The organism is Actinophytocola glycyrrhizae, assembly GCF_042653545.1.
Taxonomy (GTDB): Bacteria; Actinomycetota; Actinomycetes; order Mycobacteriales; family Pseudonocardiaceae; genus Actinophytocola; species Actinophytocola glycyrrhizae.
The window spans coordinates 488,579-509,873 of sequence record NZ_JBHSIS010000002.1; the positions used below are offsets into that span (position 1 = coordinate 488,579).

15 protein-coding genes and 2 pseudogenes are annotated in these 21,295 nt (G+C 71.6%); 8 read left to right on the forward strand and 9 right to left on the reverse strand.

Annotated elements, in window-relative coordinates; translation table 11 throughout:
- Nucleotides 1-8: 8 nt before the first annotated feature.
- From ACFPCV_RS02265 to ACFPCV_RS02290, 6 genes and pseudogenes are all read right to left on the reverse strand, one after another.
- Nucleotides 9-1,118, reverse strand: a complete 1,110-nt coding sequence (locus ACFPCV_RS02265; protein WP_378053915.1) for a M20 family metallopeptidase — start codon at nucleotides 1,116-1,118, stop codon at nucleotides 9-11.
- 1 nt (nucleotide 1,119) lies between these two features.
- Nucleotides 1,120-4,425, reverse strand: coding sequence for a serine hydrolase (locus ACFPCV_RS02270; RefSeq protein ID WP_378053917.1), 3,306 nt, complete (start codon nucleotides 4,423-4,425; stop codon nucleotides 1,120-1,122).
- Between the two features lie 17 nt (nucleotides 4,426-4,442).
- Nucleotides 4,443-5,150 (reverse strand): annotated as a pseudogene (locus ACFPCV_RS02275) (ABC transporter ATP-binding protein); the annotation flags it as partial.
- The gene (locus tag ACFPCV_RS02280; RefSeq protein ID WP_378055007.1) at nucleotides 5,147-6,937 is read right to left on the reverse strand and encodes a dipeptide/oligopeptide/nickel ABC transporter permease/ATP-binding protein; all 1,791 of its coding nucleotides are present in this window, start codon (nucleotides 6,935-6,937) and stop codon (nucleotides 5,147-5,149) included. The gene ACFPCV_RS02280 and the pseudogene ACFPCV_RS02275, both read right to left, overlap by 4 nt.
- Nucleotides 6,938-6,983: 46 nt before the next feature.
- A complete protein-coding gene (locus ACFPCV_RS02285; protein WP_378055008.1) occupies nucleotides 6,984-7,964 on the reverse strand; it encodes an ABC transporter permease in 981 nt (326 codons plus the stop codon).
- Between the two features lie 2 nt (nucleotides 7,965-7,966).
- Nucleotides 7,967-9,508 (reverse strand): ABC transporter substrate-binding protein, encoded by a 1,542-nt coding sequence (locus ACFPCV_RS02290; protein ID WP_378053919.1) that lies wholly within the window; start codon nucleotides 9,506-9,508, stop codon nucleotides 7,967-7,969.
- 322 nt (nucleotides 9,509-9,830) lie between these two features.
- Between ACFPCV_RS02290 and ACFPCV_RS02295 the strand changes: the two are divergent.
- A pseudogene (locus tag ACFPCV_RS02295) lies at nucleotides 9,831-10,616 on the forward strand (S1 family peptidase); the annotation flags it as partial.
- A gap of 138 nt (nucleotides 10,617-10,754) precedes the next feature.
- On the forward strand, nucleotides 10,755-10,982 hold the full coding sequence (locus tag ACFPCV_RS02300) for a proprotein convertase P-domain-containing protein (RefSeq protein ID WP_378055009.1): 228 nt from the start codon (nucleotides 10,755-10,757) through the stop codon (nucleotides 10,980-10,982).
- 57 nt (nucleotides 10,983-11,039) lie between these two features.
- Here ACFPCV_RS02300 and ACFPCV_RS02305 read toward each other — a convergent pair whose 3' ends face one another.
- Genes ACFPCV_RS02305 through ACFPCV_RS02315 form a run of 3 tightly spaced genes read right to left on the reverse strand, consistent with a single transcriptional unit; the run spans nucleotide 11,040 to nucleotide 14,412 of the window.
- On the reverse strand, nucleotides 11,040-12,479 hold the full coding sequence (locus ACFPCV_RS02305; protein WP_378053921.1) for an ATP-binding protein: 1,440 nt from the start codon (nucleotides 12,477-12,479) through the stop codon (nucleotides 11,040-11,042).
- 7 nt (nucleotides 12,480-12,486) lie between these two features.
- Nucleotides 12,487-14,142 carry an FAD-dependent oxidoreductase gene (locus tag ACFPCV_RS02310; RefSeq protein ID WP_378053923.1) on the reverse strand — a complete coding sequence of 552 codons (1,656 nt, stop codon included), beginning with the start codon at nucleotides 14,140-14,142 and terminating at the stop codon, nucleotides 12,487-12,489.
- 12 nt (nucleotides 14,143-14,154) lie between these two features.
- Complete coding sequence (locus ACFPCV_RS02315) at nucleotides 14,155-14,412, reverse strand: ubiquitin carboxyl-terminal hydrolase 14 (RefSeq protein ID WP_378053925.1); 258 nt, start codon at nucleotides 14,410-14,412, stop codon at nucleotides 14,155-14,157.
- A gap of 152 nt (nucleotides 14,413-14,564) precedes the next feature.
- Between ACFPCV_RS02315 and ACFPCV_RS02320 the strand changes: the two genes are divergently transcribed.
- The 6 genes from ACFPCV_RS02320 (at nucleotide 14,565) to ACFPCV_RS02345 (ending at nucleotide 21,240) form a co-directional block, all read left to right on the forward strand.
- Nucleotides 14,565-15,560: a LacI family DNA-binding transcriptional regulator gene (locus ACFPCV_RS02320; RefSeq protein WP_378053927.1), complete on the forward strand. Its 996-nt coding sequence runs from the start codon at nucleotides 14,565-14,567 to the stop codon at nucleotides 15,558-15,560.
- A complete protein-coding gene (locus tag ACFPCV_RS02325; RefSeq protein WP_378053930.1) occupies nucleotides 15,557-16,459 on the forward strand; it encodes a carbohydrate ABC transporter permease in 903 nt (300 codons plus the stop codon). The genes ACFPCV_RS02320 and ACFPCV_RS02325 overlap by 4 nt, the downstream gene beginning before the upstream one ends.
- A complete protein-coding gene (locus tag ACFPCV_RS02330) occupies nucleotides 16,456-17,358 on the forward strand; it encodes a carbohydrate ABC transporter permease (RefSeq protein WP_378053932.1) in 903 nt (300 codons plus the stop codon). Before ACFPCV_RS02325 ends, ACFPCV_RS02330 begins: the two co-directional genes overlap by 4 nt.
- A gap of 22 nt (nucleotides 17,359-17,380) precedes the next feature.
- A complete protein-coding gene (locus ACFPCV_RS02335) occupies nucleotides 17,381-18,676 on the forward strand; it encodes an ABC transporter substrate-binding protein (RefSeq protein WP_378053934.1) in 1,296 nt (431 codons plus the stop codon).
- 81 nt (nucleotides 18,677-18,757) lie between these two features.
- Nucleotides 18,758-19,888 (forward strand): ADP-ribosylglycohydrolase family protein, encoded by a 1,131-nt coding sequence (locus tag ACFPCV_RS02340; protein WP_378053936.1) that lies wholly within the window; start codon nucleotides 18,758-18,760, stop codon nucleotides 19,886-19,888.
- On the forward strand, nucleotides 19,888-21,240 hold the full coding sequence (locus ACFPCV_RS02345) for an ADP-ribosylglycohydrolase family protein (RefSeq protein ID WP_378053938.1): 1,353 nt from the start codon (nucleotides 19,888-19,890) through the stop codon (nucleotides 21,238-21,240). Before ACFPCV_RS02340 ends, ACFPCV_RS02345 begins: the two co-directional genes overlap by 1 nt.
- The last annotated feature ends 55 nt before the right edge of the window (nucleotides 21,241-21,295 follow it).

The following is a 21,295-nucleotide window of genomic DNA, read 5'->3' on the forward strand; positions in this document are numbered from 1 at the left end:
GGCGTTCGTCATGGTCGTCGCGAACCAGCCGGAGCCGCCTGGTTGGTCGGCACGGCCAGGAGTTCGTCCAGCAACGCCGACAGCAACGCGGCCCGTGGCACCAGTTCCCCGATCAGCACGTGCTCGTCGTCGGCGTGGGCGCCGCCGCCGACCGCGCCGAGGCCGTCGAGCGTCGAGGTGCCCACCCCGGCGGTGAGGTTGCCGTCCGAGCCGCCGCCGACCGCGACGCCACGCAGTTCCGGCCGGCCGAGCTCGGCAGCGATCCGGGCCGCGCGGGCGAACAACGCCGCCGAAGCCGACGCGGCGAGCGGTGGCCGGTTCGGGCCGCCACGCACGTCGACGCTGGTGCCCGCGACCACCGGCCGCAGCGCACGCATGGCGACGTCGACCCGCTCCTGCTCGGCAGCGGTGCGCACGCGGACGTCCACTGCCACCGATCCGCTGGCGGGCACGGTGTTCGTCGCGGTGCCGGCCGACATCAGCGTCGGTGTCACGGTCGTGCCGTGCGCCGGGTCGGCGAGCGCCGCGACGGCCAGCACCTGGTGCGCCAGCTCGACTGTCGCGTTGTGGCCACGTTCGGGTTCGAGCCCGGCGTGCGCGGCCCGGCCGGTCACCTCGACGTCGTAACGGGACACGCCCTTGCGTTCGGTCTTGAGCGCACCGCCGGGAGCGGAGGCCTCCAGCACGAGCACGGCGTCGGCCGCGCGTGCCTCCTCCTCGATCAGCTCCCGCGAGCCTGGCGAGCCGAGCTCCTCGTCCCCGGTCACCAGCAAGGTCACGCCCGACCGGCCCGCAGCGACGCGAAAAGCGAGCGCCAGCCCGGCTTTCATGTCGAAGCAGCCCGGCCCACGCATGATCCCACCGTCCACCGTGTACGGATGGGTGGCGAGGGAACCCAGTGGCCACACCGTGTCGTGGTGTCCGAGCAGCAGGACCCGCGACGGCCCGGCGCCGAGCCGCCAGCGCAGGTGGCTGCCCAGCCGTTCCGGCGTGACGCCGAGCCGCCGGGCGCCGATCCTCGCCACCACGTCCGCGCTGCGGGCCACCGCTTCCGCGTCCGCCGACGGCGACTCGCAGCGCACCAGCTCCTCGGTGTCCGCCAGGAGTTCCGCGAGCACCTCAGCCGACCTTCGGGGTCGCGCGCACACCGAAGTGGAGGTACCGCTCCCCTGTCGGCAGCGAGTAGAACGTCACCGGGATCCATGTGGCCATCGACGGTTCCCGCACCACGTACAGGTTCTCCTCTACCGGGACCAGCGCGTACTCCTGCTCCTTCTCGGGCAGCAGTTCGGCCAGCGGCCCGGTCGCGGTCGTCCGCATCACCGGGCCGTCGTCCCCGGTGAACACGTCGATCAGCACGCTCGCGCGTTCGTACCGGCCGAGGTGGGGGGTGATGTCGGCGGTGACCGGTCCGGCGGGTGGTGCCAGCGGCTCGGGCATCACGACGTCGGCCAGCTCGGCGAAGATCTCGCGGTACAGGTCCCCGTAGAAGTCGCGGGTGTTGCCACCGTTGGTGAGCAGCGTGACCGCGAGCCCCTCGTCCGGGAGGACGCGCAGGAACGCGGACTGGCCGATGGTGTTGCCGTCGTGGCCGATCAGGCGTCTGCCGTCCCAGCCCATCCGGATCCAGCCAAGGCCCCACGAGTCGCCGAGCGTGTGCTTGTCCGGCAGTTCGGCCTGCTGCGCCGCCATGGCGGCCGCGCTCTGCTCGCTCAGCAGCCGCGTGCCGTCCTGCGCGACACCGCCCGTCAGGTGCAGCCGCGCGAACACCAGCACGTCGCGGACCGTCGAGTTGATCAACCCGGCGGGTCCCGCCGACCTCGGCAGGGCCCACGCCGGTGCCTTCACGGGCGTGGTGTCACCGGTGTGCCCGACGGCGACGCGGTGCAGCAGCGCCTCCTCCGGGAGCGTGCCGGTGTGGGTGAGACCCAGCGGTGTGAACAGCCGCTCGCGCATGGCGGTGTCCCACGTCTTCCCGGTCAGCTTCTCGATCACCCGGCCGGCGAGGGTGAACCCGGAGTTGCAGTACGACCAGGTGGCGCCGAGCGGGTGGTTCTGCGCGACCTCGGAGAGCAGCGCGACGTACTTCTCGATGGTGTCGTCGCCGCGGCCGGTGTCGGTGAACACGTCGCCGTCGATGCCGCTCGTGTGCGTGAGCAGGTGCCGCATGGTGACCTTCTCGGCCACCGACTGCTCGGCGAGCCGCAGCTCCGGCAGCACCTCGACGATCGGCGCGTCGAGGTCGAGGAGCCCCTCGTCGACGAGCTGCATGACCACGGTCGTGGTCCACACCTTGGAGATCGAGCCGATCTGGAACACCGAGTCGGCGGTGGTCTCGACGCCGGTGTCGACGTTGAGCACGCCGTGCGCGGCTTCGACGAGTTCGTCGTCGCGGCCCGGCCGCGACGACAGGATGCCGAGCGCCACACCGGGCACGTGGTGCTTCTCCGCGAGCGCGGTCAGCCTGCGCTGCCAGTGCGCGGCGTCGATCCTCGGCCTGCGCGGCCCGGCCGCGTCGGCGGCGTACTGCTCGACCCACTCGACGATGCGCCGGTTGAAGTCCATCCGGTGCGAGGGCGGGCCGTCGAGGATGAACAGGTGCGCGCCGTCGGGGTAGAGCACGAGCCGGGTCGGCACGCCCTGTTCCCGCAGCGCCGTGTGCCACTGCTCGGCCTGCCCGACCGGGCACCGCACGTCGGCCGCGCCGTGGATCACGAGCGTCGGCGTGCGGACGTCCTCGACCCGCGCGATCGGCGACAGCTCGGCGTACCGGGCGCGGTCGGCGTGCGGCAGCGCGCCGAGCTGGTACGCGGCGAGGTGGTGCCCGGCGTCGGAGGTGCCTGCCATGCTGGTGAGGTCCGCGACCACGCCACCGGCGACGGCGGCGGCGAACCGGTTGTCGCGGCTGGTCAGGTAGCAGGTCATGAAGCCGCCGTAGCTGTACCCGGCGACCGCGAGCCGCTTCGGGTCGGCGATGCCCTCGGCGACGAGCTGGTCGAGCGGTTCGAGGAAGTCCCCGGCGTCCGCGGCGCCCCACGCGCCGATCGCCGCGGTGTAGAACTCCTCGCCGTAGCCGTCGCTGGCCCTCGGGTTGAGCAGCAGCACGGTCCAGCCGAGCGCGGCCAGCTCCTGGTGGTAGACGTGCACGTCGTCGGCGCCGCCGTGCCACGCGTTGTGCGGGCCACCGTGGATGTCGAGCAGCAGCGGGCCCGGCCCTGCCGTCGCGGGGTCGCGGAGGAGCCAGCCGTGGACGACCCGGCCGTCGGAGATCGGGAACTCGCGTTCCTCGCGGACGTACAGCTCGACCTCGGCGTCGGTGTGGGTGGTGCGGACGGTCTCGGTGCCGGTGGCGAGGTCGACGGTGACGATCTCGCCGTAGGAGACGGGGGTGCCCAGCACGATCGCGGCGGTGTCCCCTGCGACGGAGAGCCCGGCGACGACCCGGCCAGCGCCCGCGACGACGGGCCGGGGCTCGCCGCCGTCGAGCGGCACCGTGTACAGGTGTGTGCAGCCGCGGTCGCGGACGCAGAACAGGACGCCGGCGCCACCCAGCCGCGGCACCGCACCGGGGTAGGCGGGACCGCCCGGCATGACGTTGCGGTCCAGCGACGCGGCCAGGTCGACCGGGTTGCCGGGGTCGTCGCCGCGGACCATGAGGAGCCGGGCGTGGCCGACCGGTGCGTCGACCATGCCGACCACCAGGAACGTGTCGTCGTCGGCCCACGTCACGCAGGCGGCGATCCCGTCGGGCAGGGCCGCGAGGCGCGGGGTGGCGAGCGGGTCGGTGACGTCGAGGACGTACAGCGGTGCGGCGGGACGCAGGTCGGCGTCGAGCGCGGTGGCCGCGCCGTAGGCGAGCCGGGTCGAGTCCGGCGACCAGGCCGGTTCGCCGGCGTGCCAGTCGCCTTCGGTGACCTGGCGGGTCTCGCCGGTGCCGACGTCGAGGACGTGCAGGTGCTTGCGGATGGTGCGGAGGAACCCGGCGCCGTCGGCCTGGTAGTCGAGCCGGTCGGTGACGATCGGCGCGTTCCCCTGCCCGGCCGCGGTGTCCACCGGCGCGGAGAACGCGATCCGGGCACCGTCCGGGCTCCAGTGCGGGGCACCGGCGCCCAGCGGCAGGTCCGTGACCTGCTCGGGTTCGCCGCCGTCCACGGGCAGCACCCACACCTGTGCGGGACCGTCCTGCGCGCGGAGGAACGCGAGCGACCGCCCGTCCGGCGACCACGCGGGCGCGGTGTCGGCCGTGCCCCTGGTGAGCTGCCGGGTGCCGTCCGCACCGGTGAGCCAGATGGCGCGCACGTTGGCGTCGGCCGCCGCGTCGGCGGTGCGCAGGACGTACGCGGTGCGCGTCCCGTCCGGCGACAGGGCCGGCGCTTCCGGTACGGCTAACGCGGTCAGGTCCTCGGTGCGCTGGCGTCGGGTCACCGGCTTCTCCCTTCGGTCGAGGCGAGCAGTTCGCGGGTGTAGGGGTCCTGGGGTTCGGCGAGCACGGCGGCGGCGGGCCCGTGCTCGACGATCCGCCCCCGGTACATCACGGCGATCGTGTCGCTGACGTACCGGACGACGGCCAGGTCGTGCGAGATGAACAGGATCGTGAGGTCGAGGGTCTGTTGCAGGTTCCTGATCAGGTTGAGCACCGTGCCCTGGATGGACACGTCGAGCGCGGAGGTGACCTCGTCGGCGATCAGCACCTCCGGCCGCCCGGCCAGCGCCCGCGCGATCGCGACCCGCTGCCGCTGCCCACCGGACAGCTCCGCCGGGTACCGGACCGCGTGGTCGGGCAGGTCGACGAGCTCCAACAGCCGCGCGACCTCCGCCCTGCGGTCGATGCCCCTCGGCACGGCCTCGGCGACGGTCGCGCCGATCGTCATGCGCGGGTTCAGCGACGAGTACGGGTCCTGGAACACCATCCGCAGTGGGCGGCGGCCCCGCGTCGGCACGGGTGCGCCGCCCAGCGTGACCCGGCCGTCCGCCAGTGGCACCAGCCCCACCGCGGCACGCGCGAGCGTGGACTTGCCGCAGCCGGACTCGCCGACCAGCCCGACCACCGACCCGGCGGGCACCGTGAGGTCGACGCCGTCGACCGCGGTCACCCGGTGCCGCCGCGACCCGAACCGCACCGTCACCCCGTCGAAACGCAGCTCCTTCACCGGTCCCCCACCTCCACCGGAACGTCGGCGTGCCAGCACGCGACCCGCGTGCCGTCGCTCTCCACCAGCACCGGATCGTCCGTCACACAACGGGAGTCCGCCAGGGGGCACCTCGGCGCGAACGCACAGCCGGGCGGCGGGTTCGCCGGGTCGGCAGGCCTGCCGGGGATCACGGTCAGCGGCAGCGACCGGTCCGTCGTCATGTCCGGCACCGCCGCCAGCAGCGCCTTCGTGTACGGGTGCCGCGCCCCGGTGCGCAGCTCGGTGGCAGGCAGGTCCTCCACGATCCGGCCCGCGTACATCACCAGCACCCGGTCGCAGACCTGCTCCACCACCGTGATGTCGTGGCTGATCAACAGGATCGCGACGTCGTCGGCGGCGCGGATCGACGCGAGCAGGTCGAGCACCTGCCGCTGCACGGTCACGTCCAGCGCGGTCGTCGGCTCGTCCGCGACGATCAGCGCGGGCGTCCCCATCAGCCCCATCCCGATCATGGCGCGCTGCCGCATGCCGCCGGAGAACTCGTGCGGGTACTGCCGTGCCCGCCGCGCCGGGTCGGCCAGCCGCACCGCGCCGAGCCGGTCCACGGCCCGCGCCGTGGCCGCGCGCCGTTCCATGCCCTCGTGGCGGCGGGCGACCTCGGCGAGCTGCCTGCCGATGCGCATGGTCGGGTTGAACGAGGTCATCGGATCCTGGAACACCATCGCGAGCGACGTGCCGAGCAGCCGCCGGTGCTCCCCCGCGCGCAGGTCCGCGCCGAGGAACGACAACCGGTCCGCCTCGACCACGCCCGGCTCCTCCACCAGGCGCGACACCGACAGCGCGGTCAGGCTCTTGCCCGACCCCGACTCACCCACGATGCCGACGGCATCACCCCGTTGCATGGTGAAACCGACTCCGCGCACCGGTGTGGTGCCTGGGAAGCTCACGCTGAGGTTCTCGACGACGAGCATCGCCGAGCCGTCCGGCTCGGCGACCGCCCTGGGCCGGCGGCGGAACCGGGCGCCCGGCGTCCCGCGACGACCACCGAGCCCGACGCTCTTCGCGATCGCCTCGCCGAACAGGTTGAACGCCAGGCCCGCGACCACGACCGCGATCCCGGGCGCGAGCGCGGCCTCCGGGTGGAGGTAGATCGCGCCGAGCCCCTCGCCGAGCAGCCTGCCCCAGTCGTAGTCCGGCGACTGCACCCCGAGCCCGAGGAACGACAGGCCCGCGAACGCGAGCAGTGCGTTGCCCGCGGCCACGGTCGCGTTCACCACCAGGGGCTCCGCGACGTTCGGCAGCACGTGCCGGAACAGCACCCGCAGCCGCCCGACCCCGGCGATGCGGGCCGCGGCCACGTAGTCGAGCCCCACGACCCCGGCCACCATGGTGTGCGTCAGCCGCGCGAACGCGGGCGCCATCGCCAGTCCGATCGCCAGCAGCCCGCCGGTCGTGCCGACCCCGAAGATCACCGCGAAGAACAACGCGAGCAGCAGCCCCGGGAACGCGACCGCGATGTGCACGCCGGCCGTCACCACCCGGCCGACCCGATGGCCGAGCAGGAGCGGCGCGGTGCCGAGCAGCAGCCCGACCGTGACGCCAAGCGCGGTCGCCAGCAACGCGAGTCGCACAGAGAGACGGGTCGCGACCAGCACGCGGAAGAAGATGTCCCGCCCGAGGTTGTCCGTCCCCGCCCAGTGGTCGGCCGAGGCACCCTGCCGGATCTGTCCGGTGTCCACGGCGTTCGCCGCTTCGGTCCACAACACCGGCGCGAGCACGGCGAGCAGCAGCACGACAGCCACCATGCCGGCGGCGGCCACCCCGAGCGGTGTGCGCAGTACCCGGCCCACGTCAGCCCTCCCTGATCGTCGAGCGCGGGTCGAGCAGCGCGAGCGCCACGTCCACCACCAGGTTCACGACCAGCACGCCGACGCCGTAGACGAGCACGACGCCCTGCACCACCGGGTAGTCCTTGGCGAGGATCGACGACACGATCGTGCTGCCCAGCCCCGGCCACGCGAACACGTTCTCCACCAGCACGGTGCCCGCGACGAGCGCGCCGAGCAGCAACCCGCCGAGCGTGATCGCCGCGGTCAGCGCGTTGGGCAGCGCGTGCCGGAAGTACACCGTCCTGCTCGGCAGCCGTTTCGCCCTGGCGGTGCGGACGTAGTCGGCACGCAGCACGGTCAGCGTCTCCACCCGCACGATCCGCGCGAGGATCGCGGCGGGTGCCAACCCGAGCGCCACCACCGGCAGCACGTACGACGCAGGCCCGTCCCGCCCGGCGACCGGCGCCCACCCCAGGTTCACGCTGAAGATCCACACCAGCGCGACGGCGAGCAGGAACTCCGGGATCGCCGCGAGCACCACGCTCGTCGAGGTGAAGCCGAGTTCGAGCGGGCGGCGGCGCCCGCCCCTGGTCAGCACCGCGAACAGCAGGCCAAGCGGCACCGACACCAGCACGGCGAGCGCGAACGCCAGCACCGCCAGCTCGACGGTGGCCGGCAGCCGGTCGCCGAGGATGTCCGACACCGGCAGCCCGGAACTCATGGAGATGCCGAGGTCGCCGGTGAACAGGCCGCGCAGGTAGTCCACGTACTGCTGCCACAGCGGCTGGTCCAGCCCGAGTGCCGCCCGCCGCGCCTCGACCAGCTCCCGGGTGGCGGTCGGGCCGAGCGCGGCGCGCACCGGGTCGCCGGGGATCAGGTGGATCATGCCGAACGCGGCGGTCACCAGCACCCACACCGAGACCAGCAGCCTGCCGAACCGGCGGAGCGCGAACCGGGCCCACGAGTGCTCGAACGAGGTCGCCGTGGTGTCGGTGGCCGCCATCATCAGCCGACCATGCGGATCGACGTCGGCGAGATGCTGCCCTGGGTGAGCTCGAACTCGGCGCCCTTGCCGAACGCCGGCCTGCTGGCGTTCGCGAACGGCACCACGTCGACCCGCTCGTACAGCGCCTTCTCGGCGTCGGCCCACGCGGCGCAACCCTGCGTGCCCGCGACCTCCGACGCCTCTGCGACCTTCGCGGTGTAGCCGGGGTTGTCGATGCCGGAGAAGTTCGTTCCATCCGGCGCTGCCGGGCCGGACAGGAACGGCACGGCCTGGCTGGGCAACGACACGTTGAGCGGCACGAACGCCGCGTCCCACGCCAGCTGGCCACCGATGAGCTGCCCGGTCTCGGCGTCGGTGCCGCCCTTCAGCGTGACCTCGACACCCAGTTCGCTCCACACGTTCTGCAGCAGTTCCGCGCCGGCCTGCATGGTCGGGCCGATCGTCGTCGGGTAGAACAGCGTGATCTTCGGTTTCGCGGCGGAGAGGACCTGCTTCGCCGCGTCGGCGTCGTGCGCGGGCAGCGCGTCGCCCGCGATGTCGCCGTCGCACGGCCCCCAGCCCGGCGGCACCAGCCCGGTCGCCCGCCTGCCGTTGCCGCTGGTGATGACCTGGGTCAGCTCATCGAGGTCGACGGCCTGCACGAGTGCCCTGCGGAGGTCCTCGTCCGCGCCGGGCAGTCCGGGTTTCTGGTTGAACCACAGCTCGCCCACGACCGCGAGCACGTCGCGCTGGAACAGCCGCTGCGACCGCAGCCGCTGCTGGTCGGGCCCGACGAACTGGGCCGCGTTCGCGCCGCCGGAGATCAGCAGGTTCGCGGTGGTGGTCTCGTTCGCCACGATCTTGATCACGACGGTGTCCGGCAGGCCCCGCTGCTCCGGGTCCCAGTCCCCCGGACCCCACGTGTAGTCGTCGCGCCGGGTCAGCGTGTAGTGGTCGCCGCCGACTGCCTCGGTCACGGTGAACATGCCGGTGCCGTCCGCGTCCTGTTTGAGCAGCGACCGGTCCGCCATCCCCGCGGCGCACACGATGTGCAGGCCGCCGACGTTGCGGTCGAGGAACGCGTCCGGCGCGGGCGCGGTGACGGTGACCGTCCGGGCCGCGTCGTCGGCGGTGGCCGTGGCACCCGCCGGGACGAACACACCGAGCCGGGACGACGCGTTCTTCGGGTCGCCCACGAAGTTGATGTTCGCCGCGACCTGGGTCGCGGTCAGGGGCGTGCCGTCGGCGCAGGTCACGCCGTCGCGGAGGGTGAAGGTCGCCTCGGTGGTGGTCGCCTCCCACTTCTCGGCGAGCCCGGCGACCATGTCCCCCTTCTCGTCGATGTCGACGAGCGAGTCGTAGAGGAACCGGTCGACCTGCATGGCCGAGGACAGCGAGGTGAAGTGCGGGTCGAGGTTGCCGGGGTCGGTGCCGAGCACCATCGTGAACGTGGCGCCGTCGACGAGTGCCCGGCCGGACGAGGACCCGCCCGCGCCGCCGCCGCAGGCGACGAGGGACACGGCGAGCAGGCCGGCGGTGCCGATCGTCGGGATGGTCTTCATCGTGCCTCCAAGACGGTGTCCCCTTGGAGGCGCAGCCTGCCCGCCGTGATCACGCGTGTCTTTGTGCGGGACGACCACGTACCGGCCGTCCGCTCGTCCATTTCTCCAACACGCCGCACCGGTGACTGTCCCAGTCGGCCGAACGGTAGTTGACCGGTTTGCAGTCTTGTGGCCGGCACCTCTCACCAGGTGGAATCAACACTGAAGATCGCTTCGGTCACCGCAGGTGACCGAAGCGCGGTCTTCGCCTTTCTCGACACCCTGCTGTCCGTACGCACCGTGCGCGCGGACTGTCGAAAGGAACCCTGCTGTGAGTAGATCCTTGTCCTTCCTGCGGAGAGCCGCGTTGCTGACCGTGGGTGTGGCCGCGGCGCTCGGCGCGGCGGCCGGACAGTCGGTGGCGGCGCCGCCGGCGAACAACGACGACGTGCAGCCCCAGGTGGTCGGCGGAACCCGCGCCGCCCAGGGCGAGTTCCCGTTCATGGTGCGCCTGTCGATGGGTTGCGGCGGCGCGCTCTACAAGACCGACGTCGTGCTGACCGCCGCGCACTGCGTCGGCGCGACCGGCCCGAACACCGGCATCGGCGTCACCGCGGGTTCGGTGGACCTGCAGGACTCGAACCGCATCACCCGCCAGTCCACCTACGTCTACCGCGCCCCCAACTACAACAACCCGGCCGCCGACTGGGCACTGATCAAGCTGAACGCGCCGATCACCAACCAGGCGCTGCTGCCGATCGCCACCTCCACCGCCTACGACAGCGGCACGTTCACCGTGGCGGGCTGGGGCGCGGCGACCGAGGGCGGCGGCCAGCAGCGGTACCTGCTGAAGGCGCAGGTGCCGTTCATCTCCGACACCCAGTGCCGGCAGGCGTACAGCGAACTGGTGCCGAACGAGGAGATCTGCGCCGGCAACTGGTCCTCCGGCGGCGTCGACACCTGCCAGGGTGACTCCGGTGGCCCGATGTTCCGCCGCGACAACAACAACGCCTGGGTCCAGGTCGGCATCGTCAGCTGGGGCTATGGCTGTGCCCGCCCGCAGAACCCGGGCGTGTACGCGCAGGTGAGCACGTTCGCGTCGGCCATCGCCTCGGCCGCGGCGAACCTGCCGGGCGGCACCGACCCGCAGCCGGGCCGCACCTTCGAGAACCAGAACAACTACAACATCCCGGACCGGGGCACCGTCTCCAGCCCGGTCGCGGTCTCGGGTGCCACCGGTGCGGCGTCGGCGAACGCCGCCATCGAGGTGAACATCGTCCACACCTACCGGGGTGACCTGGTGGTCGACCTGGTCGCCCCGGACGGGTCGGTGTACAACCTGCTGAACCGCTCCGGCGGCAGCGCGGACAACGTGAACCAGACGTTCACGAAGAACCTGTCGAGCGAGACCGCCAACGGCACGTGGAACCTCCGCGTCCGCGACGCGGCCGCCGCCGACACCGGCTACATCAACGGGTGGAAGATCACCCTGTAACCGCGGCACTGCCCTGAAGGACGCTTTCCGGACACTCAGGCGTCCCGAAAGCGTCTTTCAGGGCACCTCGGGTGCGCCGGTGCGCAGTGGGAGGCGCACCTGGAAGTGGGTGTCTCCCGGTTCGGACACCACTCGCAGGTCGCCGCCATGCCGGTTGACCACCACCCGCCAGGAGACGTCCAGGCCCAAGCCGGTGCCCTGGCCCACGCCCTTGGTGGTGAAGAACGGTTCGAAGACGCGGCGTTTCAGCTCCGGTGGCACGCCGGGGCCGGTGTCGATGACCTCGACCAGCGCGGTGTCGCCGTCGCGGGCGGTGCGGACGGTGATCGTGCCGGTGCGGTCGCCGTGGTCGTGTACCGCGGCGACCGCGTTGTCGAGCAGGTTGGTCCACACCTGGTTCAGTTCCGCGGCGTAGGCGGGCACGTGCGGGAGCGCCTTGTCGTAGTCCTTCACGATCCGCACACCCTCCGGGATCTTGCCGCTCAGCATCACGAGCGTCGCGTCGATGCCCTCGTGGAGATCGATCTCCTGGTGCGGGGTGCGGTCGAGCTGCGAGTACTGCTTCGCGGCGCCGACGAGCGCGGAGATGCGTTTCGTGCTCTCCTTCACCTCGATCAGCAGGTTCTCCGTCTCGACCGTGTACGACAGCCACCGCAGCGCCGGGGACAGGAACCCCGGGTCGACGACGTTGGCCAGCTCGTCGAGGTCGGCGGTGGTGATGCCGGCCGCGACGAACACCGGCGCCAGGTCCCAGCCGCCGGCGACCTCGTGGTCGTCGAACCAGTCGCCGAGCTCGTCCTCGAGGTCCGCGACCTGGATGGGGGTCAGCTCGGGCGCTGCCGCCATCCTCGCGATGAACTTCTCCTGGATCTTGGTCAGCCGGTGCAGCTGGAGGCCGTCGAAGTGGCCGTCGGCGAGCAGGCCCAGCTTGTGCCGCATCCCGGCGAACCGTTCCCGCAGCGTCTCGCTCGCACGCACCGCGGCCGCCGCCGGGTTGTTCAGCTCGTGGGTGAGGCCCGCGGTCAGCTTGCCGAGCGCGAGCAGCCGTTCGCGCTGGCCGACCAGCTCGTCGGCGTTGCGAATGCCGACGAACATGCCCTGCAGCAGGTGCACGGCCATCGGGAACCACTGCCGGAACTTCGCCGCGAAGTCCACCGCGGGCAGCGCGAGGAACTCGGCATCGGTGACCGCGCGGACCGTCGCGCCGTACTCCTGGTCCACCTGGTCGCCGAGGTAGAACTGCGTGGCGCCCGAGTAGACACCCGGCTGGTCGCTGCGGGTGACCTCGACCTCGTCGCCACGCACCGTCCGCACCATGGACAGCGTCCCGGACAGCAGGACGTAGAAGCACTCGGCCGGTTCGCCCTCCACCGACACCACCTCGCCCTTGCGGTACGAGACGACGTCGCTGTTGGCCGCCACCCACGCGAGCTGCTCGTCGGTCAGGTCCGCGAACAGGAACAGCTCGCGGAGCCTGGCCGGTTCGATGCTCGTCATCGCGTTGTCACTGTTCCTCCAGGTACCGGTGCACCAGCGTCACCGCCATCGCGCCCTCGCCGACAGCCGAGGCGACCCGCTTCACCGACTGCGCCCGCACGTCCCCGGCCACGAACACGCCCGGCACGCTCGACTCCAGGTAGAACGGGTCCCGGTCCAGTGTCCATCCGGACGGTCGCCGCCCGTCGGTCAGCAGGTCCGGCCCGGTCCACACGAACCCGCGCTCGTCGCGCCGCACCACGCCGTCGAGCCAGTCCGTCCGGGGCAGCGCGCCGATGAAGACGAACAGGTGGCCGGTGTCCACGAACTCGGTCGTGCCGTCGGCGTGGTCCAGCCGGATCGACTCCAGGTGGTCGTCGCCGCACGCCTGCCCGACCGTCGTGCGCGTCCGGACGTGCACGTTGGCGATGGCCTCCAGCTGCTGGATCAGGTAGTGCGACATCGAGGTGTGCAGCGACTCGCCCCGCACCACCAGCGTCACCGACCGCGCGTGCTTCGAGAAGAACACCGCCGCCTGGCCCGCGGAGTTGGCACCGCCGACGATGTAGACGTCGGTGCCAGCGCACTCGGGTGCCTCGGTGTTGGCCGAGCCGTAGTACACGCCCCGCCCGGTCAGCTCGTGGCAGCCGGGCGCGGCGAGGCTCCGGTAGGAGACGCCGGTCGCGAGGATCACCGCGTGGGCTGCGATCCTGCTGCCGTCCCCGAACCGGACCACCCGCGCGGAGCCGTGCACCTCCAGTGCGACGACGTCCCGCGCGGTCAGCATCTCCGCACCGAACTTCACCGCCTGCCGCCGCGCCCGGTCGGTGAGCTGCGCGCCGGACACGCCGTCCGGGAAGCCGAGGTAGTTCTCGATCCTGCTGCTCTGCCCGGCCTGCCCGCCCGCGGCCTGCCGTTCGACGAGCACCGTGCGCAGCCCCTCGGACGCGCCGTACACGGCGGAGCCGAGGCCCGCGGGGCCACCACCGACCACGATCAGGTCGTAGAAGTCGGTGGCCGGGTCGACCGTCAGCCCGACGGCGGCCGCGATCTCGGCGTCCGAGGGCGCGAGCAGCGGCCTGCCATCCGTGGTGATCACCACGGGGATCTCGGCCGGGTCGGCGGCCGCCGCGTCGAGCAGCCTGCGCCCCTCCGGCTCGTCGATGCTGTAGTACCGGTACGGCACCGCGTTGCGGGCGAGGAAGTCCCGCGCGGCGAACGTGGGCGCCGACCAGCGGTGCCCCACGATCTTGATCTCGTCGACCGCGGTCTCCCCGGCCGCGCGCCACGTCTCGATCAGCGCGTCGACGACCGGGTACAGCTTCTCCTCCGGCGGATCCCACGGCTTGAGCAGGTAGTGGTCGACGTCGACCAGGTTGATCGCCTGGATCGCCGCGTCGGTGTCGGCGTACGCGGTGAGCAGCGCGCGGCGGGCACGCGGGAACAGGTCCATGGCCTGTTCGAGGAACTCGATGCCGTTCATCTCGGGCATGCGGTAGTCGGCGAGCATGGCGGCCACCTGCTCACCGCGCAGCTTCAGCTCCTTGAGCGCGTCGAGGGCTTCCTTGCCGGACGAAGCCCGCACCACGCGGTGCCCTTCGCCGTAGCGGCGGCGCAGGTCACGGGCGACCGCCCTGGACACCCCGGGGTCGTCGTCGACGGTCAGCAGCACCGGTTTGGTCACGGGGCCGTCCACTCACACAGCCACTTCGTCGACGAAGCACCAGCGCCAGTCCTCGCCCGGCTCGAACGACCGCATGACCGGGTGCCCGGTCTCCCGGTGGTGCGCGGTCGCGTGCTTGCCCGGTGACGAGTCGCAGCACCCGACGTGCCCGCAGGACAGGCACTCGCGGAGGTGGACCCAGCGCCCGCCCGCGGCGAGACAGTCGGAACAGCCCTCCGTGGAGGACGGAGTCACGTCGCGGATCCCGGCGACGTGCGTGCATTCAGCCATGCCACCATCTTGCCTGCCCTGTCCACTTGTGACACGCACGTTACGAACCCTGCTTGCCAACCCGCGCCGACCGGACGTACAGTCCCCGCTGTAAACGTTCTCGTAAACGTTTACAGTCCACATGAGACCTTCCAGTGACGCGAGGGAAACCCATGGCAGAGGCGCGAAAGTCCACGCTCTGGCTGGTCGCCGAGCGGGCAGGCGTCTCCATCGCGTCGGTCTCCCGGGTCCTGAACGGGCAGCCCGCGTCGCAGCGGGTGACCGAGCGGGTGCGGGCCGCCGCGGCGGAGCTGGGTTACGTGCCGGACGCGACCGCGCGCTCGCTCAAGGTCGGCAGGACCGAGCAGATCGCGCTCGCGGTCGCCGACGTCGGCAACCCGGTGTATGTCGGGATGATGCACGAGATCTCCCGCGTGGTCACCAAGGCCGGGTACCGCCTCGTGCTGTCCTCGACCGGCGCGGACCCCAAGGACCAGATCGACCTGCTGGTCGGGCTCAACCGTGGGTTCGCAGACGGCCTGATCCTCAGCCCGCTGCGCGCACCGGAGGAACTGGGCACCCAGCTCAGGGCCAGCCGCTTCCCCATCGTGATCATCGGTTCGGTGCCGCCCGGTGTCGAACTGGACAACGTGCGCGCGGACTCGGTCGCCGGCATGGCGCTCGCGGTCGACCACCTCGCCGGGCAGGGCCGCGAGCGCATCGCGTTCGTCAACGGCCCGGTCGACACCGTGCCCGGCGCGGCCCGCCGCAACGGCTACCTCACCGCACTGAAGGCCCTTGGCCGCGAGCCCGGCACCCAGGTCACCGCCCGGGACTTCACCTACCAGGCCGGGCTCAGGGCGGCGAGCACGCTGCTGGAGAAGGACACCCCCGACGCGATCGTGTGCGCCAACGACCTGCTGGCGATCGCCGCGCTGAACGTGGCCACCCGCCGCGGCCTGCGCGTCCCGGACGACGTCGCGATCGTCGGCATGGACGACACCGACATCGCCGACCTCGCCAACCCGGCCATCACGAGCGTGAACCTCGGCGCCACCAAACGTGCCAGGACCGCCGCGAAGCTCCTGCTGCGCCGCCTGGACAAACCCGACGCGCCACTGCGCCAGGTCGTCATCGAACCCACGCTCACCGTGCGGGACTCGTCATGACCACGCTCGCCGGGCGCAGGAAGCGCAGGCGCGGCGACGGGCGCGACGCGTGGCTGCTCGTGCTGCCCGCGCTCGTCCCGGTCGTGCTGATCAGCGTGTACCCGCTGGTTCAGGGCATCCTGCTCGGCTTCACCGACGCCGAGGCGGGCCTGAACCAGGTCACGAACTTCAACGGCCTGGACAACTACGAGAAGCTGCTGCACAACGAGCTGTTCTGGGCCAGCTTCCGGATCGGCCTGATCTGGGCGTTCGGCGTCACGATCATCCAGTTCCTCGCCTCGCTGGGGCTCGCGCTGCTGCTCAACGCCGACCTGCGGCTGCGCTGGCTCGCCCGCACGCTCGCGCTCGTGCCGTGGGCCATGCCACCGGTCGTCATCGCGATCATGTGGCGGCTCATGCTCAACCCGACGTACGGGCCGGTCAACGAGACGCTGCGGACCCTCGGCCTGCCCGGCGACATCAACTGGCTCGGCGACTTCTCGACCGCGCTGCCCGCGGTGATCGTCGTCGGCGTGTGGGCCGGGATGCCGCAGACCACGATCACGCTGCTCGCCGGGCTGCAGAACGTGTCCGGTGACCTGCACGAGGCCGCGGCGATCGACGGCGCGAGCACGTGGCAGCGGTTCTGGCACGTCACGCTGCCCGCGCTGCGGCCGGTGATCCTGGCCATCACCTCGCTCGACCTGATCTGGAACTTCAACTCGTTCGCACTGGTCTTCGTGCTCACGGCGGGCGGGCCGGGTGGCAAGACGATGCTGCCGATGTTGTTCGCCTACAACGAGGCGTTCCGGTACGGCAACTTCGGGTACGCGGCCGCGCTGGGTAACGTGATGGTCGTCGTCATCGCCGCGTTCCTCTTCTTCTACCTGCGCGGTCAGGCAAGGAGCCGGGAGTCATGACACCGACACTCGCGCGGCCGGAGAAGGCGAACCAGGTCAACCGCAGGGTGTCCGAGGCACCCGTCCGTCGCACGAGGACGTTCGCGCGGCCGCTGCAGTACCTCGCGCTGCTCGGCTACGTGGTCTTCCTCGGGTTCCCGCTGCTGTTCCTGCTCTCGACGTCGTTGAAGACGCCGAGGCAGCTGCAGTCCGGTGACGCGTCGTTCATCCCGGACAGCCTCACCTGGAGCAACTTCTCCGGCGCCATCACGAAGGCGAACCTGGTGCAGGCAGCCGGGAACAGCCTCTACGTCGCCGCGCTGACGACCGTCATCGTGACGCTGCTGTCACTGCCTGCCGCGTACGCGCTGGCGCGGTTCAGGACCAGGCTCCGCGGCCTCGCGACAGGCTGGATCCTGCTCTCCCAGGTGTTCCCGTTCATCCTGATCGTGATCCCGGTCTTCCTGGTGCTCAAGCAGATCGGGCTCGTGAACAACCCGCTCGGCCTCGTGCTGGTCTACACCGTCTGGTGCATGCCGTTCGCGTTGTGGATGTTGCGCGGCTACGTCGCCGCGATCCCCGTGGAGCTGGAGGAGGCCGGTGCGATCGACGGCGCGGGCAAGCTCCGGGTGCTGCGGTCGATCGTGCTGCCGCTGCTCGCGCCGGGGCTCGTCGCGACGAGCCTGTTCACGTTCATCTCGTCGTGGAACGAGTTCTTCTTCGCCCTGGTGCTGATCCAGGACCCGGGCCTGCAGACCCTGCCGCTGACCCTCGCGCGCTTCGTGGGCGCGGAGGGACAGGTCCAGCTCGGCCAGCTCGCTGCTGCCTCGCTGCTCGCGACCGTGCCGAGCCTCGTGTTCTTCCTGTTCATCCAACGCCGCCTCACCTCAGGGCTGATGAGCGGCGCCGTCAAAGGCTGACGACCCAAGAAGGAGAAACCCCATGAAGCGAAAGGCGTTGCTCGGCATCGGTGCCGCCGCGGCCCTGTTGCTGTCCGGCTGCGCGCTCGGCGGTGGCGAGAGCACCGACGACTCGGGCGGTTCCGCGCAGGGGCCGGTCACGCTGACGTTCCAGAGCCTGGCCTACCAGGACTCGACGGTGGCGGCGACCAAGGAGATCGTCGACGCCTGGAACGCCGACAACCCGGACATCCAGATCAAGCTGACGCAGGGCACGTGGGACAACGTGCACGACCAGCTCGTCACCCAGTTCCAGGGCGGCACGGCGCCGGACATCATCCACGACGAGTCCAGCGACATCATGGGTTTCGCCGAGCAGGGCTACCTCGCCGACATCGACCAGTACCTGAGCGAGGACGTCAGGAACGCGGTCAGCCAGGACGTGTGGAACACCGTCACCACCGCGGACGGCAAGGTGGTCGCCGCGCCGACGCTGCTGCAGACCTACGTGGTGTTCGCGAACACCGACGCGTTCAAGGCGGCGGGCATCGAGGTGCCCTCCGGTGACCAGCTCACCTGGGACGACCTGCGGGCCGCGGCCAAGAAGCTGGCGACGGGCGGGAAGTTCGGCATCGGCTGGGGCCTCAAGCAGCCCACCGCGGCGATCATGAACACCGCGCTCGGGTTCGACGGCACGTTCTTCGAGACCAAGGAGGACGGCTCCGCGACGATCCACGTCGGCGACGGCGAGGTCGCGGTGCCGGAGAAGATCCACGCGATGGCGTACCAGGACTCCTCGCTCGACCCGGTGACGCTGACGCAGTCCGGCACCGACGTGCTGCCCGGCTTCCTGTCCGGCAAGTACGGCATGTACGTCGGCGGCAACTTCCTGGCCCAGCAGATCACCGAGGCCGCACAGCCCGGTTTCAACTGGACGGTCCTGCCCCCGCTCGCCGGCTCCGCGGGCCCGGTGCAGGCGGCGAACCCGCAGACCATGTCGGTGTCGGCGCAGAGCAAGGCACCCGAGCAGGCCGCGAAGTTCATCGACTACTTCATGAACGCGGAGAACCAGGCGAAGCTCGCGCAGGGCGACTGGCTGATCCCGGCGTCCGCGCCCGCCCGCGACGCGGTGGCGGAGCAGACGAAGGACATCCCGGTGTGGGAGCCGATCCTGAAGACCGGTGACGACCTGAAGGGCGCGCCGTTCCAGAAGGCGAAGAACTACCCGCAGTGGAAGGACCAGTACGCGACGCCCGCGCTGCAGCAGTACTTCGCGAACTCGATCAGCGTCGACGACCTGAAAAAGCAGCTGACGGACGGCTGGCAGTCACTGGGCTGACGCCCGGTGCCCTGAACGACGCTCTCAGGACACCCAACGTCTCGAAAGCGTCGTTCACGGCACTCCAGGAGGGGAGAGTTCATGCTCGAGGACCGGGCTACGGGGGCCCTGGCCGGGGCCGCGGTGGCCGACGCGCTCGGCGGTGCGGCGGAGGGCAACACACCGGCGGCCATCCGTGAGCGGTACGACGGTTTCATCGAGGGGATCGTGCCGCCGTTCAACACCGACTGGCGGCACGCCCGCCCCATCGCGCCGTACCACAAGGGCGACGGGCACGTCACCGACGACACCCTGATGACCACCGCGCTCGTCGAGGTGTACGACACGGTGCGCGACCACCTGGACGCGCACGCGATCGCCGACCACCTCGTGCCACTGCTCATCGGGGAACGCAGGTGGATCCCGGAACTGGAGGCCGAGACGATCCTCCTCCACCGGATCTTCCTCGCGGAGAAGTGGCTGGTGGCGCGGCTGCACTACGGGCACATCGACCCGCGGGAGGCCGGCGTCGGCAACATCGTGAACTGCGGTGCCGCCATGTACGCCGCGCCGATCGGGATCGCCAACGCCGGCTCGCCGACCGGCGCGTACGCGGAGGCGATCGACGTCGCCGGCGCGCACCAGTCCAGCTACGGGCGGGAGGCTGCCGGCGTGTACGCGGCGTGCGTGGCGGAGGCGATGCGGCCGGAGGCGACGGTGTCGTCGGTGGTCGAGGTGGCGCTGTCGGTGGCCAAGGACGGCACCAGGGACGCGATCGAGGCCGTGACGTCGGCGGCCACGTCGCTGACCGACTGGCGCACCTCGCTGCCCGCGATCCGGGCGGCGGTCGAGCCGTACGACACGGTCGGCCCGCACTACCGGGCACCGGCGCGCGACGCCCGGATTCCCAGCCGCACCAAGTCCATCGAGGAACTGCCGGTGGCACTGGGCATGCTGGTCGTCGCGGGCGGTGACTACCGGGAGACCGTGCTGGGCGCGGTGAACTACGGCCGCGACTCGGACTCGATCGCGGTCATGGGCGGCTCGATCGCGGGTGCGCTCGGTGGGCGCGCGGCCGTGCCGGACGAGTGGGTGACCGACGTCAGCGAGGCCAGCAGGATGGACGTCACGGCGACCGGCCCGACGATGGCCGCGGTGGCGAAGGACATCTGGGCCAAGGACCAGGCGCGGTTCGGGCAGCGCGCGAAGCTGTTCGGGACGGAGGCCCCCTGATGCTCCGTCTCACGTGGACACAGCCGGAGGACCTGGTGCCGCACGCGTTCGCCGCGGCCAGGGCGGACGGCATCGACGTCGACGACCTCGCCGGCTCGTGGACCGCGGCGGGCGGCTCGCTCCACGCACCGGGCTCCGGCGCCACCAAGGACCCCGCGCCCCCGGCACTGCGCAAGCTCGCCCGCGAGCTGTTGTCGCAAGTGGACGAACGGGAGGCGCCCGCGGCGCTGCGTGCCGCCGAGCCGGACGGCCTGGACGAGATCCTCGCGTTGACGCGGCCGGTGCCGGTGGGGTCACCCGGCACGGACCTGGCCGACCGCGTGCACGGCGCGTGGCTCGGCCGGGCGGCCGGTTGCCTGCTCGGCAAGCCGGTGGAGAAGATCCCCCGCGAGGGCATCCGCGCCATCGCCCAGTCGACCGGCAACTGGCCGATCTCCCGCTACTTCACCGAGGTCGGCCTCGACGGGGAGCTGAAGTCCAGGTACCCGTGGAACCGGCGCAGCCGCCCGACGAGCCTGCTCGAGAACATCGACGGGATGCCGGAGGACGACGACCTCAACTTCCCGCTCATCGCGCTGGACCTGCTGGAACGCCACGGCGACGGGTTCACCACCGACGACGTGGCCCAGTCGTGGCTCGCCAACCTGCCCGGCGGCCGGGTGTTCACCGCGGAGCGGATCGCGTACCGCAACCTCCTCGACGGCTACGAGCCGGACGTGGCGGGCCGGGTCGGCAACCCGTTCCGTGACTGGATCGGTGCGCAGATCCGCACCGACGTGTACGGCTGGACCCACCCTGGTGACCCGGTGACCGCGGCCCGGCTCGCGTGGACCGACGCCCGCCTCACGCACGGCCGCAACGGTCTGTACGGCGCCATGTTCGCCGCCGCGGCGTGTTCGGCAGCGGTGGTCGCGGGTTCGGTGACCGAGGTGCTGGCGGCGGGTCTGTCGGTCGTGCCGCCGGAGTCCCGGTTCACCCGGGCGATCACCATGGGCTTCGAACTGGGCCCGCTGCCGACAGAGGACGCACTGGACCGGATCCACGCCAGGTACGGCGACCTGCACTGGGTGCACGTGCTCAACAACGCGGCCACCCTCGGCTACGCCCTCGCCCGCGGCGACGGCGACTACGCCACCACGATCACCACGGCCGTCACCGGTGGCTGGGACACCGACTCCACCGGCGCCACCGCCGGCTCCATCGCGGGTGCGCTGACCGGCGCGAAGCGCCTTCCGCCGGAGTGGGTCATCCCGCTGCGCAACCGCCTGGCCTCGACGGTCCCCGGGTTCGACGGCATCGGGTTCGACACGCTCGCCCGCCGTACGCTGGCTCTCGTGAGGACCGAATCATGAGCGTCGGCGGGAGCGGAGCGACGGAGCGGCCGCCGTCTGGACCGACGAGCGCGGA